The organism is Cellvibrio sp. (assembly GCF_039207905.1).
Lineage (GTDB): Bacteria > Pseudomonadota > Gammaproteobacteria > Pseudomonadales > Cellvibrionaceae > Cellvibrio.
Genome location: NZ_JBCECX010000008.1, coordinates 37,500 through 55,383 on the forward strand (window position 1 = coordinate 37,500; position 17,884 = coordinate 55,383).

13 protein-coding genes are annotated in these 17,884 nt (G+C 46.6%); 8 read left to right on the forward strand and 5 right to left on the reverse strand.

What is annotated here, in order from left to right; translation table 11 throughout:
- The first annotated feature begins 107 nt into the window (after window positions 1-107).
- Window positions 108-1,775 carry a family 43 glycosylhydrolase gene (locus AAGC78_RS06370; RefSeq protein WP_435783214.1) on the forward strand — a complete coding sequence of 556 codons (1,668 nt, stop codon included), beginning with the start codon at window positions 108-110 and terminating at the stop codon, window positions 1,773-1,775.
- Between the two features lie 55 nt (window positions 1,776-1,830).
- Window positions 1,831-3,696: a beta-L-arabinofuranosidase domain-containing protein gene (locus AAGC78_RS06375; protein ID WP_435783215.1), complete on the forward strand. Its 1,866-nt coding sequence runs from the start codon at window positions 1,831-1,833 to the stop codon at window positions 3,694-3,696.
- An 18-nt stretch (window positions 3,697-3,714) separates the two neighbouring features.
- Here AAGC78_RS06375 and AAGC78_RS06380 read toward each other — a convergent pair whose 3' ends face one another.
- From AAGC78_RS06380 to AAGC78_RS06395, 4 genes are all read right to left on the reverse strand, one after another.
- Window positions 3,715-4,983, reverse strand: a complete 1,269-nt coding sequence (locus AAGC78_RS06380; RefSeq protein ID WP_435783216.1) for a sensor histidine kinase — start codon at window positions 4,981-4,983, stop codon at window positions 3,715-3,717.
- A gap of 88 nt (window positions 4,984-5,071) precedes the next feature.
- Window positions 5,072-5,767: a response regulator transcription factor gene (locus AAGC78_RS06385; RefSeq protein ID WP_435783217.1), complete on the reverse strand. Its 696-nt coding sequence runs from the start codon at window positions 5,765-5,767 to the stop codon at window positions 5,072-5,074.
- 61 nt (window positions 5,768-5,828) lie between these two features.
- Window positions 5,829-8,948, reverse strand: a complete 3,120-nt coding sequence (locus AAGC78_RS06390; RefSeq protein ID WP_435783218.1) for an efflux RND transporter permease subunit — start codon at window positions 8,946-8,948, stop codon at window positions 5,829-5,831.
- Window positions 8,949-10,172, reverse strand: a complete 1,224-nt coding sequence (locus AAGC78_RS06395) for an efflux RND transporter periplasmic adaptor subunit (protein ID WP_435783219.1) — start codon at window positions 10,170-10,172, stop codon at window positions 8,949-8,951.
- A gap of 191 nt (window positions 10,173-10,363) precedes the next feature.
- On the opposite strand from AAGC78_RS06395, the gene AAGC78_RS06400 reads away from it, so the two are divergent.
- Entirely contained in the window at window positions 10,364-10,621 is a 258-nt protein-coding gene (locus AAGC78_RS06400) for an ACP phosphodiesterase (protein ID WP_435783220.1), read from the forward strand.
- A gap of 442 nt (window positions 10,622-11,063) precedes the next feature.
- On the opposite strand, the gene AAGC78_RS06405 is transcribed toward AAGC78_RS06400, so the two are convergent.
- Window positions 11,064-11,693: a tyrosine-type recombinase/integrase gene (locus AAGC78_RS06405; protein WP_435783221.1), complete on the reverse strand. Its 630-nt coding sequence runs from the start codon at window positions 11,691-11,693 to the stop codon at window positions 11,064-11,066.
- Between the two features lie 207 nt (window positions 11,694-11,900).
- Between AAGC78_RS06405 and AAGC78_RS06410 the strand changes: the two genes are divergently transcribed.
- From AAGC78_RS06410 to AAGC78_RS06430, 5 genes are all read left to right on the forward strand, one after another.
- Window positions 11,901-14,081 (forward strand): type I secretion system permease/ATPase, encoded by a 2,181-nt coding sequence (locus tag AAGC78_RS06410; protein WP_435783222.1) that lies wholly within the window; start codon window positions 11,901-11,903, stop codon window positions 14,079-14,081.
- Window positions 14,074-15,522: an HlyD family type I secretion periplasmic adaptor subunit gene (locus tag AAGC78_RS06415; protein ID WP_435783223.1), complete on the forward strand. Its 1,449-nt coding sequence runs from the start codon at window positions 14,074-14,076 to the stop codon at window positions 15,520-15,522. Before AAGC78_RS06410 ends, AAGC78_RS06415 begins: the two co-directional genes overlap by 8 nt.
- Before the next feature lie 57 nt (window positions 15,523-15,579).
- Window positions 15,580-16,497, forward strand: coding sequence for a hypothetical protein (locus AAGC78_RS06420; RefSeq protein ID WP_435783224.1), 918 nt, complete (start codon window positions 15,580-15,582; stop codon window positions 16,495-16,497).
- A complete protein-coding gene (locus tag AAGC78_RS06425) occupies window positions 16,488-16,793 on the forward strand; it encodes a glycosyltransferase (RefSeq protein ID WP_435783225.1) in 306 nt (101 codons plus the stop codon). Before AAGC78_RS06420 ends, AAGC78_RS06425 begins: the two co-directional genes overlap by 10 nt.
- A 580-nt stretch (window positions 16,794-17,373) precedes the next feature.
- Complete coding sequence (locus tag AAGC78_RS06430; protein WP_435783226.1) at window positions 17,374-17,877, forward strand: hypothetical protein; 504 nt, start codon at window positions 17,374-17,376, stop codon at window positions 17,875-17,877.
- The last annotated feature ends 7 nt before the right edge of the window (window positions 17,878-17,884 follow it).

A 17,884-nucleotide genomic window follows, 5' to 3' on the forward strand; every position in this document is an offset into this window, starting at 1 on the left:
CCTGCCTATGAGGATACTTGCACCGCTTGTGGCATCTGGCCGTAAGTGGGTTTGTGTTCGCGCCCTTACAGAAATAACGAATAACATTGTCGCAGGAGAATTCGTAAATGGTGGATATAACGCGCCGGGATATTTTTAAAGTGTGTATAGCAGGTGCGGTTGCCTCGCCGTTGGCCGCATCGGTGGCGCTGGCCGGATCTTCGGCGCAATCATCTGCCAGTCCTTACGCAAAAAACTTTCCGCTCTGGGGACGTGGCATTGAAGGGCAGCGCAAAGCTGACTTGGGCAATGGCACCTATTTAAATCCCATCATTGCCGGTGATCGTCCTGATCCTACTATTTTGAAAGATGGCGACGATTACTACATGACGTTTTCCTCGTTCAATTCTTATCCGGGCATTGTGATCTGGCACTCGCGTGATTTGGTGAATTGGATTCCACTCGGCCCAGCCCTGCACAAAAATATCGGCACTGTGTGGGCGTTGGATATTTGCAAGCACAATGACCGCTATTACATTTATATTCCCGCTGCACCCGATGGCAAGCCTTGGGGGATTTACGTTATCTGGGCGGACGATATTAACGGTCCCTGGAGCGATCCGATTGATTTGAAAATCGATGGCTGTATCGATCCTGGCCATGCGGTGGGCGAGGATGGCAAACGTTATTTATTTGTGAATGGCATTCGCAAAATTCGTCTGCGCGATGATGGCTTGGCGACCGATGGCCAGCTTGAAGCGGCGTACAGCCCCTGGCGTTATCCCGAAGATTGGATCGTTGAAAATTTTGCCCCTGAGGGACCCAAATTACTACGCAAAGGTGAATGGTTTTATTTGGTCACTGCAGTGGGCGGCACTGCCGGCCCGGTTACTGGCCATATGGTTATTGCGGCGCGTTCGCGCTCCATTCATGGCCCCTGGGAGCATTGCCCACACAATCCTTTGGTGCGCACAATTTCCGATGCTGAGCCATGGTGGTCGCGCGGTCACGCTACTTTGGTGGAAGGCCCGGCAGGTGATTGGTGGATGGTGTACCACGCTTACGAAAATGGTTTCCGTACGCTGGGGCGGCAGGCCATATTAGAACCAATCGAATGGACTGATGATGGTTGGTTTCGTGCAACGGGTGGCGATCTTTCTCATCCACTGCCAAAACCAGGACTACCAAAAAATAAATTATCACCCGCAAAAACGGCTGCATTTGCAGCGGGTGTTGCGCTTTCAGATAATTTTTCCAGCAACAAATTTGGCACCCAGTGGGGATTCCATAATCCTGGTGTGAATGACGCTGCGCGCGCAGTTTATCGCACCAAAATGTTAGAGCTGGCTGCAGCAGGTAGTTCGCCGCTCGATAGCTCACCAATTACCTGCGCCGTTACCGATCGCGCTTATCAGGCAGAAGTTACGCTTACATTAAAAGCGGGCGCCGAGGCTGGCGTATTGCTTTTTTACAATCATAAAGCTTTTGTTGGATTGGGATTTACTGCCGATACCGTTAAAACTTTCCAATACGCCGAAGAACAAACCTGGGCGCGGCAGGCGATAAAAACCAACAGCGTGCGCGTGCGTATTACCAACAATCGCCATGTGATTACTTACGAATACTCGCATGACAATGGCCGCACCTGGAAACTTCATCCTACGCGTATGGAGGTGTCTGGCATTAATCACAATGTGTTTGGCGGATTCCTGAGTTTAAAAGTGGGGATCTATTGTGCGGGAGTTGGAAAAGTGCAGATAACTGATTTTGTTTATCGCGCAATTGCTGAAGTTTAAAGCTTTCGTAGTCACCTATTTGCAGTAATGCTTTTAATAAAAAGGATCAAAAAACATGCCCAGACTATCGCGCCGCCAATTTTTAAACACATCATGCCTGGCTGCATGCGCTTGCGCTGCTCCGGTGCATGCCGGTGTTTCATCCTCCACTGCAAAAACAAGAACGGGGCTTGCTGTATTTGAATATGCGCAAGTGCGTTTGGGTAGCAGTAAGCTGCTGGAGCAATTTAATTACCAGCAGCAATTATTTATGGGGATTGATGACGATAAATTACTCAAGCCTTTTCGTTCGCGCGCGGGCCAGCCTGCTCCGGGTGACGATATGGGCGGTTGGTACGATGACTCGCGCGATTTTCATATCGATCCTAATGATTGGAGTACAGCCAACTGGCATGGCTATATTCCCGGCCACAGTTTTGGCCAGTATGTTTCCGGCTTGGCGCGCAGCTATGCGGTTACCAAAGATGCGCGCATCGCTAAAAAAGTCGATGGATTGGTAAAAAAATATATCCCCACAATTGCCAAAACTTTTTTTGAGGGCTACTACCTGCCAGCCTATACCTACGACAAGTTGGCGATTGGGCTTATTGATGCCTATCGTTATGTCGGCGTTGTTGAAGCCAAAGATGCATTGGAAAAACTGACAGAAACTGTTATGCCTTTCTTGCCCGAAAAATCCCTGACGCGCGAAGAGCGCCGCGCGCGACCTTACACCCAAGAGGCAGAAATTTGGGATGAACCCTATACCTTGCCGGAAAATTTATTCCTCGCTTGGCAATTGGGTATGGGTGAGCAATACAAAGCAATCGCGCTGCGCTACATGCAAAATGATTCGCTGTTTGATCCGCTTGCCAAAGGTATCAGCCCGTTCAAAGGCAAACATGCCTACAGCCATGTGAATGCATTGAACTCCGCGATTCAGGCTTATCTGGCTACCAATGAACAAAAATATTTGCAGGCAGCAAAAAATGGTTTTGCTTTTATTGAACAGCAATCCTACGCAACCGGAGGTTGGGGGCCGAACGAAGAATTATTAGCGGCGGACGATACAGAAACGCTATTCAATTCGCTCAGTGAAACTCATCGCTCATTTGAAACACCTTGCGGCACCTACGGTCATTTCAAAATTGCGCGCAGCCTAATGCAAATAACCAAGGCGAGTCACTACGGTGACAGCATGGAGCGGGTGTTGTACAACACTATCCTGGGGGCAAAACCAACACTACCTGATGGCAGCACATTTTATTACGCCGATTATCATCACGATGCCAGTAAGTTTTACCGTGGCGAACAATGGCCCTGTTGCTCCGGCACCTTTATTCAAATGACTGCCGATTATGGAATCAGTACCTATCTGCAAGATGAACAGCGCCTGTTTGTGAATTTGTATGTGCCTTCACAAGTGAATATGCAATTTGCCAAACATGATCTTGTATTGGTGCAAGAGACAAACTATCCATTTGAAAATAGCAGTAGCTTTACCGTCAGCACCAAAAAGCCGGTAGCCTTTGGCCTTAATTTGCGTATTCCCGCCTGGGCGGGCGATACAACCCATGTTGTGGTCAACGGCAAAAAAGTGAGCGGTGCAATAAAACGCGGTGAGTTTTTTGAAATATCCAGAACCTGGAAAGATAAGGATAAAGTCCAGATTGTATTTGATATGAGTTTGCGTCTTGAACCGCTCAATGCCAAGCATGCGGAAATGGTTGCGTTAGTGTTTGGGCCATTGGTGTTATTTCCCACTAACGCACCTAATAATACTTACACGGCGGAGCAGCTACTTTCTGCCGCGAGAAATACAAACGCAGAATGGATAATCAAATTGGATAAACAGGAAGTGCGGTTAAAGCCCTTTATGGCGATAACCGATGAAAAATATCGTTTGTACAATAAGGTAAACCTTACTAAAAAATCTGCATAAGCCAGCTGCATTACATTATCAGAGCTTGATTGTGCTGGCGCTGACATCCAGCGTGGCATGGGTACCACCGGTTGCGGTGGATTGGATTGCTAGCTCCCAGCCGAACCTGTCACAAATACGGCCAATCAGAAACAAACCAAGCCCTTGCCCACGGATGGGCGCAGCTTGGCGCAGGCTATCGCGATAGCGTCGTGCCGCTTCTACCGGATTAAAACCACTGCCAGAATCGGCTACCGAAATAACAGATTTTTGCAGTTTCAGTTCAACAAACCCTGCATCAGTGTTTTCAATCGCGTTGCGAATTAAATTGCTCACAGCGATGCGTACCATAGCCTCGGGTGCGGTGATAAAGGTAGGTTCCAAATCGCCGAGTTTGAGTCGCGCTGATTTACTGCCGAGTAAATGTTCGTGATCTTGAATTAATCGCGGCAAGAGTTCATGCAGCACAGTTACATCAGCAGGTTCTGCTTCTGGTGTTGCTTCGCGTGCGAGGTAGAGCAGGGCGACCATTGTTTCCGATAAATCTGCGACGGCATTTTCAATGCGCGTAAGCGCAGGTTTTGATGCATCCGGCAATGCAATTTGTTTGAGCACATCGACCGCACCGGAAATCACCGCAATAGGTGTGCGGAATTCATGGCTGGCTTGGTCAAGCAAACTGCGTTCGCGCTCGATAAATTTTTCAACCCGCTCCAAATGCGCATTACTCGCCTGCGCAATTATCTGTATTTCTTCACGTTTATAAGTTGTCGGGACGCGCGCACCAATATTCTGCGGATTAATTGCCTGCATGCGTTCAGCCAAATCCCGCACCGGGCGAACCAGATTTGCGTGTAACCATGCCATCATGCCGCCGATCAATATCACCAGTACGCCTATCCAAATAGTGCTGGTGACTGAATCACGATTTTGCTGATCTTCCAGCTCGCCGATATCCAACATGGTAATTAATTTTCCGTTGGGAAGATCGACAACCAATGCATGAAACGTATCCATGCCTTTGAACATATCATTGGAAATAAAAGTACCGTAGCCATCTTCTGTTGAGTAGGCGCCGGGTGGCAGACTCCTTAAAAATGTGGGAACTGTTGTCGTTTTATTTTCTTCTTGTACGCCATTCTCCAAATACCAGGAGCGCACTATACCGGTGGATGGTAGTGAATCCGCTTGGCCAGCGTTGACACGTGCGGCGTGGTCAGTGGAAATTGATTTGAGCATGTCGACCCAAAATTTATGTTCGATTAAATACTGACTGCCGAAACTTTGCAGCCCGATTGCAATGAGCATAGTAAAACCAAAAGCGATCATCGCGGCGCTAATCGACCAATAGACCCCGCGGGGTTTATTAAACTGTTCGCTAACGAATCTGGTGAGCTTATTCAATTTCACACAACCTATAGCCAGAGCCCGGCACAGTGTGCAGGAGCGGTTTTTCTGAACCTTGTTCAAGTGCATGGCGCAGGACATACATATGTGAGCGCAATAAATCTGTGCCCGGCGGTGTATCGCCCCAAGCGGCTTGCTCCAAGCGTGCGCGTGTAACAACCCGTGGGCTTTCGCGCATCAATAATTCCAATAAACTGCGGCCGGTTTTACTCAGGGTAATTTTTCTATTGCCGCGCTGGACCTCAAGGGTTTTTAAATTGAATTGAATATCGCTTACGCTGAGCAGATCATCAGGCACTGCACATCGTTTGAGGCGTGCAACCAGTGAGCGCAGGCGGATTTCAATTTCCGGTAGCGCAACCGGTTTTACCAAATAATCATCAAGGCCGGATTCAAATCCATCAATTTTGTCCGCGAGTTGGTCGCGCGCGGTGAGCATAATTACCGGCACCTTTTTCTTTGCATCATTGCGCAAGCGTTTAAGCAAGGTGAGGCCATCAAGGCGCGGCAAATTCCAGTCGAGCACGATTGCGTCGTAATCGTTGGATGAGGCGAGATGCAAGCCGGATACACCATCGGGTGCGGCATCGAGTATATGTCCGCAGGCTTCCAGATAATCGTAAAGATTCGCTGCGAGTTGCGCATTGTCTTCAATAATCAGGATCGATAAAGATTCGTTGCTCACATTCTGTTCCTAAATAAATTGCGTTGCTGTGTTTTTAACTCTAGTCCAACCGTAGTAAATTTTATGCTTCAATTCCTGATTCTGTGTCAGATACAGGTTCCCTGTAGTGGTTCATTTTTGTTTTGATAAATTCGATTGCGTCATCTACCAAGCTATAAATAATGGGTATCACCAGCAAGCACAAGAGTGTAGAGGTAATTAGTCCACCAATCACTACAATTGCCATAGGCGCGCGAAAACTTGGATCAGCACCCATACCGAGAGCGATAGGCAACATGCCTGCACCCATGGCGATAGTTGTCATCACAATCGGGCGCGCCCGTTTGCGGCACGCATCTATTATGGCGTGGCGGCGACTATAACCATGATCGTGGCGCGCAATGATGATGTAATCCACCAACAAAATGGAATTTTTGGTGGTGATTCCCATCAGCATAATTAAACCAATCATCGACGGCATCGAGAGACTTGAACCGGTTATTAACAGCGCAAAAAAAGCACCGGGGATTGATAATAACAAGGCCATCAATACCGTCATGGGTTGCAAAAAATCTTTTAATAACAACACCAGCACCGCATATACACACAACACACCGGCGAGCATTGCAATTGCAAAACCTATCACCAATTCCCCCATGACTTCCGCATCACCGGTTGCTGCAAATGTCACTCCTTGTGGAAGTTTTTGCAAAGCTGGAAGTGCTGCAGCCGCATTTTCAACATCACTTAATACGAGACCATTGAGTTCAACATTGATATTAATATTACGCATGCGATCATAGCGCGTGAGTTCAGCTGGACCGGTTAACATCTCCAGTTCGGCCACACTCTCAAGTGGCACTGGCCCCTTCACTCCGGGAACGGGCAAGCGCCGCAAGGTATCAATATCATCGCGCCCGTTATTGGCCAGGCGCACGACAATTGGAATCTGGCGCTCACTTAAATTTAATTTTGCGAGTAGTTGATCGTAATCACCCGCGGTTGCAATGCGCACTGTTTCTGCAATTGATGCGGTGGTCACACCTAAATCGGCTGCGCGTGCAAAATCGGGGCGAATCACCAATTCAGGACGAATAAGGCTGGCCGACGAGGTGACTGCACCTATGCCGGGAATACTGCGCAACTCGCGCTCGACCAGGCTTGCATGTTGCGCCAGCAATGGGCCATCTTCAGATGCCAATACAATTTCATAACCTTCACTGTTGCCGCCCATACCGACACTCACTCTTGTGCCCGGTAAAATCGTTAACGCGTTTCTAAGTTGACTCTCGATATCTTGTCGCCTGATACCAGCGCGGTCATTGCGATGAGTGAGATTTGCGGTGAGTACTGCGGAGGTAACACCGGCTGGCCCGCTCGCTTCATCCGGATCACCCGATGCAGTGCTAACACCAATGGCAGTATAGATGGATTCTACCTGCGGATTTTTTTGCATGACTGCACGCGCTTGTTCGGCGATTGCTAATGTATCTTGTAATTTGCTGCCGGGCGGCAAGGATAAAGTGACCTGGGTTTGGTTGCTTTCATCTTGTGGAATAAATTCACCGGGCAGCTGTGCAGCAGTGAGAAAACCACTCACCACAAATAGTAATACTGCTGCGAGTGTTAGCCTGCGATGGGCGAGACAGATGCGCATATAGCGAAGATAAATTTCAATCCAGCGCGGACTATTGACGGGTTGACCCGTGGATTTTAATTCTGCTGTGGCTTTGAGCAAAAAAGCGGCCATCATCGGTGTGAGCATACGAGCAACCAGCAGTGAGAAAAACACGGCGATTGATGCAGTCCAACCAAATTGGAAAAAGTATTTTCCTACTATGCCACCCATCATGGATGTTGGTAGAAAAACAGCGATCAGTGTAAGACTGGTGGCAATAACCGCGAGTCCTATTTCGTTTGATGCATCGCGAGCTGCGGTGTAGGGCGATTTTCCCATTAACAAATGACGTTCAATATTTTCAATTTCAACAATGGCATCGTCCACCAGTACGCCTATCACTAATGGTAGTGATAAGAGTGAAACCGTATTTAAACTAAATCCCAATAGATGAATAACAGCAAAGGTTGGAATCACGGACAGCGGCAGTGCAACAGAGGCAATCAGTGTCGCCCGCCAGTCGCGAAGGAAAAAGAATACAACGAGTATGGCGAGTAGGGCGCCTTCATATAACAGCATCATTGAACCGGAATAATTTTCGCGCACGGGCTCAACAAAATTAACTGCCTCGGTAAATTCAACATCCGGATGGGCCGCCTTCAGTTTCTGAATTTCAAGCGCGGTAGCATCGGCAACCGCAACTTCACCGGCGCCGCGCGCGCGCAAAATATCAAACCCTACGGCATGTTTGCCATTGATGAGCGCAAGTGAACGTTGTTCGGCATTGGTGTCGATGACATTGGCTACTTGATCCAAGCGGATGCGGCGTCCATCGCCAAGCGATACATCCATGCTGGCAATTTCGTGCACAGATTTAACCGTGGCAATAGTGCGAACGGATTGTTCTGCTCCACCCAAATCAACCCGGCCGCCGGAGGATTCTAATTGCAGCTGGCGGATTTTTTGTGAAATATCGGCGGCGGATATATTCATCGCCAGCAATTTATCCGGATCGAGTTCAACACGAATTTCACGATTGACTCCACCAACGCGCGCTACTGCACCCACACCCGATACTGACATTAATTGCCGCGTGATTTGGTTATCCACCAGCCACGACAAACTTTCATCATCCAGGCGCGAAGACGATACCGTGTAGGTCATGATGGGTGTGCTCGCCAATTCCAATTTGGTAATTACCGGGTCCAATAAATCCGCCGGTAAATTTGCACGAATACTGGAGACGGCATCGCGCACATCATCCATCGCCTCTTGCACATTTTTTTCAATGCGAAACTCAGCAGTAATGGTGGCGACACCATCAGTTAAGGAGCTGCTGATGTGTTTAATTCCTTGGGTGTTGGCCACTACATCTTCAATTCTGCGCGCAACATCGGTTTCCAGTTGTGGCGGTGATGCACCGGGTAAAGCAGCGGTGATGGTAATAATAGGGAATTCAATATCAGGAAAGTTTTGTACTTTCATCGCCCAAAAACCGCCAAGACCTGCAAGCGTAAGCAGGATAAATAGCAAACTGGTGGCAACAGGATTGGCAATCGACCAGGAGGAAATGTTGAGGTTCATTTATTGTTGCTCCTCAATGTTACCTAGAGTTAACCCCTCCCCAACCCTTCCCTTCAAAAGGGGAGGGGACTGGTTTGTCTCTGCAACGAGATGCGGTGGGTATTCGCTCCTCCCCCTTGCAAAGGGGGAGGTTGGGAGGGGGTTAACAACCTTCACCTTGTCACCCTCACTCAAAAATCCAAGACCTGAAGCAATTACAGCTTCGGATTTTTTCAAGCCCGAAATAATTTCTATGCGCTCATCTATTTTTCTTCCCACGGATATTTTTTTCAAAACCACAACTGAGTTTTTATCAACTTGCATCGCGTAGTGGAATCCATCGCGCAGAATTACCGCTCGTTGCGGTAGTGTTAATGCGAGGCTATCGCTTACTTCAATATAACCACGCGTAAATGTACCGGCGCGCACTGCAGTGTTTGGTGGGAGATCTACATAAACCAAACCGTTGTGGGTGCCGGTATCAATTGTGGGCGCAATCATGCGCAGGGTCCCGCGCAGGTTATTGAGATTCTGCTCGGTGATGACGGCAGTTTGCGCTGGAGCGAGATGCTTCATATCGGCAGTCGCAACAACCGCGCGCCATTCAAGCCGACCATCTTCAATCAAGCGAAATAATTCTTGCGCGGAAGGCACTACAGTGCCGATGGTCGCCGTGCGCGAGGTGATGATGCCATCACTCGGTGCACGCACTTGCGCTTGCGCCAGTCGCAAGCGCTGTTTTTTTTCCTGCGCACGTGCCGCATCCACGCGGGCATTCGCTGTCGTGGCGGCAACTTTAGTTTGATCAAGCTGTTGCGCAGAAATTGTTTTGGCTATTTCCAGCGCTTTAGCGCGGTTAAAATTTAATGCGGCTTCCATCGCTGCCGCTTCAGCTTGTGCTACAGCCGCACTTGCTTCGGCGAGTTCGGCCGCAAGAATATCCGCATTGAAACGCGCAAGCACTTGCCCACGTTTAACTGAATCACCCACATTTACATCAACTGCTATCAGTTTGAGGTTGTCGCTTTCTGCACTGATAATCGCTTCTTGCCAAGCCACAATATTGCCCGTGGCGAACACGCGCAGCGGTAACATCACTTCTTCAACTTGCGTAAGGTCTACCGATAACACCGGTGGCGGAACAGGTGTTTTCTGCGGATTTTCATCGGCCCCAATATTCGCTCCAATCAGGGCAAGCGCACATAGCACTGCTGCTGCACAGGTAAGGGCAATCGGTTTTTTCATAGATAATTTCATTATCGGACGTCATTTAGTAAGGGAATGCGCACAGAATAGGTGGGGGAATGTCGTAGAAATGTCGGGATTGGTGAAACTGTGGAGCGAAAATCTGCAACAATGATGAGATCTTCTGGTCTATTGCTCGCCGTTGGTGAGTAGTGATGCTGTTATGAGGAATATATCGAGGTGTTTTTGAAATGAATTGGCTAGCCCACGCCTATTTATCCAAACGGAACATAGAGTTTCGCGTTGGGAATATATTGCCTGATCTAGTCTCGATTACGGAACTGAAGAAATTCTCGCCCCCTTGTATTGATTTACGGTTGCGCAGGCCTGCCGGGCTGGCTAATGCAATCGCCTTACTGGAGCAGGATTACGATCTCTATGAACAGGAATTCACCCGCTTTTTTGCTGAGTTACAAGCCTACGTCAGACCTTTCATCATCGAATCATAAACCCCGCTTTTCCATCTGCAAAATTAACTGCCGACGTTGATTGCAATAGTTTTGCATTTTTATCGTTCGTAAAAATTTCTGTGAGCTAAAATAAAAAAGGCGCTATCTACAGATAGCGCCTTTTGATTGGTTACATTTTCCTTGTAGTAATCCATTTAAAATTTAAATGAAGAGCTTTTTTGTTATGTCGCATCTTAGCTCCAGAAAGAAAGCGCCGCTTTTGCGGTGTTTTTTTCTAGCAAGTACTAAATTACATTGACCTCTAGATCAGATGGTTTTGTAGACAATAATGGGGTTATCTGTTGCTAAACAGCTGCTACAAAAAATAATGCAGGACAGTATTGTTATTTTTGGTAATTGACGACAAACGGATCAGCGTGATATGACTGCAACGTGCCCAAAGCGGTCCTTCGCTTCGAGTTGAGCGTTAAGTTTAGTGCGGCTATATTTCTGTCTGCTCGGCAAGCTCCAGTGCATCGTCCACATCGGTACCTAAATAGCGTACGGTGCTTTCCAGCTTCGTATGTCCCAACAAAATTTGCACGGCGCGCAAATTTTTTGTGCGCTTGTAGATCAAAGATGCTTTGGTCCGGCGCAGAGAATCTGTGCCGTACATTGAGGCGTCCAAATCTATATCGCTAATCCAGCGGTGAACAATTCGTGCGTATTGCCGCGTGGTAATGTGTGGGGAGCCGTGTACCCGACTTGGGAAAAGATAGTTGTCGTTACGAAGGCTTGCTTTGGTTAGCCATGACCCAATTGCTTGTCGAGTTAACGAAGTAATTTCGAATTGAACGGGTCTATGAGTTTTCTGTTGCATAATCGTGGCACGATGCAATATCTGGGATCCATGGCAGATATCACGAACTTTCAATTTTACTAGATCACAGGCACGGAGCTTGCTGTCGATGGCTAGATTGAACATCGCCAGCTCGCGAATTTGATGAGTAATTTGCAGTCGTACTCGAATCTCCCAAACTTCACTCACTTTCAATGGTGCTTTTTGACCAATGAGTTTTCCTTTATTCCAAGGTGCTTGCTGTAACGATTTATCGTGTTGATAGGTAGGCATGATGTAAACCTCCTGAGTTGAGGAGGTTTATTATGCGCTTCGGAGGTTGAATGAATTTGAAGTTTTTTAGGATTTGTTTTTCACTTTCAGATGTTACTTAATTGGCTGCGTTGTTTTAGGTGACAATAGTTTTAAATACGATTGATATAAGAATTTTTCCTAATTAATATTGGCGCTTCTTTGATCGCTGTTCGAATGGATTAAACCATGGATACCGGTTTACAGTGCTTGGTAGCACTCGCAGGGTTTCATCAGCTTCCCGCTGATGCAGCGCAAATCTCCCACCAATTCTCTATTCCTGGTCAACCTCTTGGTAACACGGAAATTCTCCGTGCCGCTAAAGCATTAACCTTTAAAGCAAAGTTATTTACTTTTCCTCTCGCTAAATTAATTGGTTCAAGCTTACCCGCAATCGCTAAAACGAAAGAGGGTGATTACATCATTCTTGCACGTATTGCAGAAGAAGATGGCGTTCCCACTAAAGTGCTGGTGCAGGATTTACGTGATCAAACTCCCAAGACCCTAACCGCTGATGAGTTCAATGCACTATGGTCTGGTGAAGTTATTTTCCTCAGTCGCCGCTTGGGTATCCGCGAAAGCTTGCAGCAGAAGTTCGATATCAGCTGGTTTATTCCCTCGCTCATTAAGTATCGGAAGCTGTTTGGCGAAGTGCTGATTGCTTCATTTTTTTTGCAATTGTTTGGCTTGATCACACCGCTGTTGTTTCAAGTAGTGATGGATAAGGTGTTGGTACATCGTGGTTTCAGTACACTGGATGTTATCGCCTTTGCGTTCTTTGCTATCGCGATATTCGAAGCGCTGCTCGCTGGTATTCGCAGCTATGTAATGTCACACACTACCAGCCGTGTTGATGTGGAGTTGGGATCGCGTTTATTTCATCATTTGATGGCACTACCCATGGGTTATTTTGAAGCCCGCCAAGTGGGACAAAACGTTGCGCGTGTGCATGAGCTGGATACTATCCGGAATTTTATTACCGGCAGCGCGCTCACGCTAATTCTGGACCTCGGTTTTACCATCGTCTTCCTGTTAGTCATGTGGTACTACAGTTCCACTCTATTCTTCGTTGTCGCTGCAACTATTCCTTGCTACATCCTCCTGTCTGTATTTATCACTCCAATTCTGCGGCACAGGTTGAATGAAAAATTCAAACATGGTGCTGCTAATACTGCTTTTCTCACAGAATCGGTTACTGGTGTACAAACTGTAAAGGCGATGGCGGTAGAGCCGCAGATGCAGCGTAAGTGGGAAGACCAGTTAGCCAATTATGTGAGTGCCTCCTTTCGTAGCCAAAACCTTGGCAATGTCGCAAACCAAATTGCAGGCCTGATTAATAAATTAATGACACTGGGTATTATCTGGTGGGGCGCGCATCTGGTAATTGATGGGCAACTTACTGTGGGTGAGCTAATTGCCTTTAATATGTTGGCAGGGCGGGTCAGTGGTCCCATTCTAAAATTGGTGCAGCTCTGGCAAGACTTCCAGCAAGCAGGGATTTCTATCGAACGTCTTGGCGACATCCTCAATACCCCGCGTGAACCAGGCTACAACCCCAATCGTTCAACGTTACCTTCCATTGCCGGTGATGTCAGTTTCGAACATGTGCGCTTTCGCTACCGTCACGATGGTCCAGTAATTCTCGATAGTTTTAACCTGCAAGTAAAACCCGGTGAGATCATTGGTATCGTTGGTCGCTCCGGCTCCGGTAAAAGTACGCTAACCAAACTAATCCAGCGTTTGTATCTACCCGAGTCTGGTCGTGTGCTGGTTGATGGTGTTGATCTGGCGATGGTGGACACTGCATGGCTACGCCGCAATATTGGTGTGGTTCTACAAGAGAACTTCTTATTCAATCAAACCGTGCGGGAAAATATTGCGCTTACCAATCCTGCCGCGCCAATGGAACAAATTGTTGCAGTAGCGAAGCTGGCAGGTGCACACGAGTTTATTGTTGATCTCCCTGAGGCTTACGACACCATGGTGGGAGAGCAGGGCAGTAATCTCTCTGGGGGGCAGCGCCAGCGTCTTGCAATTGCCCGTGCGTTGTTAACCAATCCTCGCATCCTGATTTTCGATGAAGCCACCAGTGCGCTCGATTACGAGTCCGAGCGCATTATCCAGGACAACATGGCGGAGATCTGTAAGGGGCGCACTGTATTTATTATTGCCCACCGCTTGAGCACTGTACGCATTTGTAATCGCATCATCGTGATGAACAAAGGTCACATTGTGGAACAGGGGCCACACGATGAGCTGTTGCAGCAACAAGGCTATTACGCCCAGTTGCATGGCTATCAGCAGCATAGCCCCAGACCCACTCAGGTACACCCGCACGGCAGCCCAAAGCTGGAGGTGGTCCATGACTAATTTCTTCCAGCAGCTGCTTGATGCTTGGCGTGAGCGCGCCAAGCTTGGTGATGGTTCAAAACATCAAAACCTCTCCGAGTTTATGCCTGCTGCACTTGAATTGCAGGAGTCGCCACCTAACCCACTGGTGCGTTGGCTTGCGTGGGTATTGATTACTTTATTTGTGTTGGCACTTATCTGGGCCATTCTCGGCAAGGTCGATGTGGTCTCTAGTGCAGAAGGGAAAATAATCCCGAGCAGTCGGGTTAAACAAATACAGCCGCTCTCCAAAGGCTTTGTCAAAGCCATCCATATCCGTGAAGGTCAATACGTTAATAAAGGCGATCCGCTCATTGAATTGGATCGCACAATTACTGCTGCTGATCAATCCCGTATGCAGCAGGAGCTGCACAACGCCAGCCTTAATCTTGCCGGTGCAGAAGCACTGCAATCATTCTTAACCAATGGCACCAATGTAAAAACAAAAGCGGATGTGCAACAAAAATCGCTACCGACCATGGCGACTGACATTCAATTGAAGGTCCATGCCGCCATTAAACCTACGGAAACTGAAATATTGCTGCACCAGCAAAAAACCTGGGAGCAGTGGCAACAATATCTTGCGCAATTAAGCAGTCTGCACAGCGGACTTAAAAAAGTACAAAGCGAAAAAGTTGCGAATCAGGAAACCATAAAAAAGCTTGAGCAAACCCTGCCCATGATTACCAAAAGGGCGGATGCCTTGGAAAGTCTCTATGCAAAAAACATGGCCTCAGAGGCGGAGTACCTGGAGGTCGAACAACAGCGTATTGAGCGTGTACAGGACTTGGCTGCACAGCAGCAAATGCAGCAGCAGCTAAGCGCAGCTATCAATGAAGCCCAACAACAAATCAATGCTCTTAAAGCGGATACGCTCGGCAAGCTGCTCACCCAAATCGCTGATAGTCGTAACCAGATTGCCACCATTAGTGAAGAACTGGTTAAAGCTACGGACATGAATGATAAACAGGTTCTCTACGCGCCTGTGTCAGGTTATGTGCAGCAACTCGCCATCAACACCATTGGTGGCATTGTTACCGAAGCACAAGAGCTCATGATCATTGTGCCGGAAGAGGAGACTCTGGAGGTACAAGTGATGCTGGGAAATCAGGATGTGGGTTTTGTGCAAAAAGACATGGCGGCTGAAATTAAGGTACACACCTTCCCGTTTACTAAATACGGTTTGATCGATGCCACCGTTACCCATATTTCCGATGATGCGATCATCGATGAGAAGTTGGGGTTGGTTTACACCATGCATTTGAAAATGCACAAAAGCACCATTCGTGTTGAAGCAAAAGATGTGAAGCTGATTCCGGGTATGGCGGTGACTGCTGAAGTAAAAACAACGCAACGCAGGGTGATTGAATATTTCTTATCACCGCTGCTTAGATATAAGCAAGAGAGTATTCGTGAGCGCTGATTACACTAAATAACGATTAAAGGTTTTTTCCCCTTAGCTAAAGGAAGCTGCTGTGCCATGAAAGTTCTTTTTATACACCAAAACTTTCCAGCTCAATTTGTCCATCTGGCTCCGGCGTTGGCAGCAGATCCTAAAAACGATATTCGTGTGTTAACACCAAGCAAGCGTCCGTGCCCATCTGGTGTGAAGCTGCACTCTTACGATATCAAGCGCTCCAGTAGCAACGAAATCCATCCTTGGCTCGTGGATCTGGAAACAAAAACCATACGGGCTGAAGCTGCTTATTGGGCAGCCATGAAATTAAAGAAAGATGGATTTAGTCCTGATTTGATTATTGCTCACCCAGGGTGGGGCGAAAGTTTATTTCTAAAGGATGTATGGCCACAAGCAAAGCTCGCGCTCTACTGTGAGTATTACTATCAAGCGACGGGTGGGGATGTTGGTTTTGATCCTGAGTTTTCAATTCCAGAATTGGATATGGCCTGTCGTTTGAGACTTAAAAATGCCAACTTTGATTTACATCTTTTGCAGGCCGACGCAGGTATTTCGCCAACACACTTTCAGCGATCAACTTTCCCAAGGCATTTCCAAGATAAAATTTCAGTGATTCATGATGGTATAGATACAGCTCTCATAAAGCCAAATCCAAACGTGTCAATGCGGCTGAATGGTGTCGAGCTGACTAAGAAAGATGAAGTTATTACCTTCGTCAACCGAAATCTTGAGCCTTTGCGTGGATACCATGTTTTTATGCGTGCCTTGCCGAAAATCCTTAAAGAGAATCCGAAGGCAAGAGTGATCATTGTTGGTGGTGATGATGTTAGCTATGGTAGTAAGGCCCCAGAGGGAACCACTTGGAAAAACCTTTTTTTAGACGAAGTACGTGAGCAGCTAGATATGAGTCGTGTGCATTTTGTGGGGAAGCTACCGTATCCAGACTTTATACAATTGCTACAACTGTTCACGTGTATCTAACCTATCCGTTTGTGTTGAGCTGGAGTTTGCTGGAGGCAATGAGTGCTGGTTGTGGGATTGTGGCAGGTGATACCGCTCCGGTGCGGGAAGTAATTAAGCATAATGAGACGGGTTTGTTGGTGAATTTTTTTGATGTGAGTGCGATTGCTGAACAAGTCACTTCTTTATTGAAGAGTTCAGCGGAGCGACAGCTGCTGGGTGAAATCGCAAGAGAGTTTGTTATACAGCAGTACGCTCTCGAAACAATATGTTTGTCACGGCAGAGGTTGTGGGTTGATATTGTTGGATATCGATGAAATCACTCGTAAACCTTAAGGTGTTTATTGCAGAAAAGGATTTGCAGTATTGGTGTAGGCATCAAGCAGCGCTAATTAAAAGGTATTAATTTTAAAAAATTATTGAAAAAGTAACGCTCCAAGTTAATTCAGGTTGAAAAAAACGATATTTTTGGCGACGTTTTTTTTGTGTGGCAGTTTTGGTGATTGAAATACATGCGATAACATATGAAAAGAAGAGAAGTGAAAGTGTTTTCCTTGCAAATTGAAATGGTTATATTTCCTCTGCCAGTGATCAAATTGTTGTGTGGCCAATAGGGCAGGGACACAGTCTATCTATAGACATGTTTTTTAAAACACAGATAACAGAAGTGTGGGTTTTACTGACTTTAAAAAATAAAACTGGCCACTGAGCCAACGTCATTGGTCTCAAGTTTGATGTTTGTGGTGCGCTAATGGACTCTGATCTGAATATTAGCTCAAGTGCTCGTTAGTTAATTCCAACTAAAATGTGGCTGAAGGAAATATAGCTATGGCCTATAAATGGACCGATCTAGATATGCATGATAAATATTAATGAAAAAGTATTGGAGTGTTCATTATGAATGGTGCGATTTTTTTATCATTGTTGGTGTTCTGGGGATTCGTATGTTATAGGTTTTGTTTTTTGATTTTTGGAAAGATTAAAAGCCTATACTTTAAACGTATTATTTCCGCCATTTTTTTAATTTTTATGTTTTTTTTGCCTGTAATTGATGAGGTTTTTGGGGCTATAAAATTTAATGCATTATGCAATGAAAAACTCTTTTTGAAGTATGATAAAGATTTTTCGTTTGTAAAAAACGTTTTTTCTGATGGGGCGAAGGAAAGCTTAATTAATGGAGTTCCCATTGATATATTTGAGAAGGTTTCTTCATTTAAAGATGTAAAAACCGGTGCTGTAGTCATTGAATGGAACTCCCTGCGTGCTGATGGAGGAAAGTTATCGAAAATGCTCAATCTCTTTCAATCTAATAAACCATATGTTTTTGAAGGCTATTGCATTTCTTCAGAGTGGAAAAAAACTATTTTTTCTGATTTAAATATTAATGTTGAATATAGATAAGGATCTT

Coding starts and splice junctions, on each gene's coding strand:
- AAGC78_RS06420 (WP_435783224.1), top strand. CDS start 15,580: ATGAAAGTTCTTTTTATACACCAAAACTTTCCAGCTCAATTTGTCCAT.
- AAGC78_RS06370 (WP_435783214.1), top strand. CDS start 108: ATGGTGGATATAACGCGCCGGGATATTTTTAAAGTGTGTATAGCAGGT.
- AAGC78_RS06410 (WP_435783222.1), top strand. CDS start 11,901: ATGGATACCGGTTTACAGTGCTTGGTAGCACTCGCAGGGTTTCATCAG.
- AAGC78_RS06400 (WP_435783220.1), top strand. CDS start 10,364: ATGAATTGGCTAGCCCACGCCTATTTATCCAAACGGAACATAGAGTTT.
- AAGC78_RS06430 (WP_435783226.1), top strand. CDS start 17,374: ATGAATGGTGCGATTTTTTTATCATTGTTGGTGTTCTGGGGATTCGTA.
- AAGC78_RS06375 (WP_435783215.1), top strand. CDS start 1,831: ATGCCCAGACTATCGCGCCGCCAATTTTTAAACACATCATGCCTGGCT.
- AAGC78_RS06415 (WP_435783223.1), top strand. CDS start 14,074: ATGACTAATTTCTTCCAGCAGCTGCTTGATGCTTGGCGTGAGCGCGCC.
- AAGC78_RS06405 (WP_435783221.1), bottom strand. CDS start 11,693: ATGCCTACCTATCAACACGATAAATCGTTACAGCAAGCACCTTGGAAT.
- AAGC78_RS06390 (WP_435783218.1), bottom strand. CDS start 8,948: ATGAACCTCAACATTTCCTCCTGGTCGATTGCCAATCCTGTTGCCACC.
- AAGC78_RS06395 (WP_435783219.1), bottom strand. CDS start 10,172: ATGAAAAAACCGATTGCCCTTACCTGTGCAGCAGCAGTGCTATGTGCG.
- AAGC78_RS06380 (WP_435783216.1), bottom strand. CDS start 4,983: ATGCTCATTGCAATCGGGCTGCAAAGTTTCGGCAGTCAGTATTTAATC.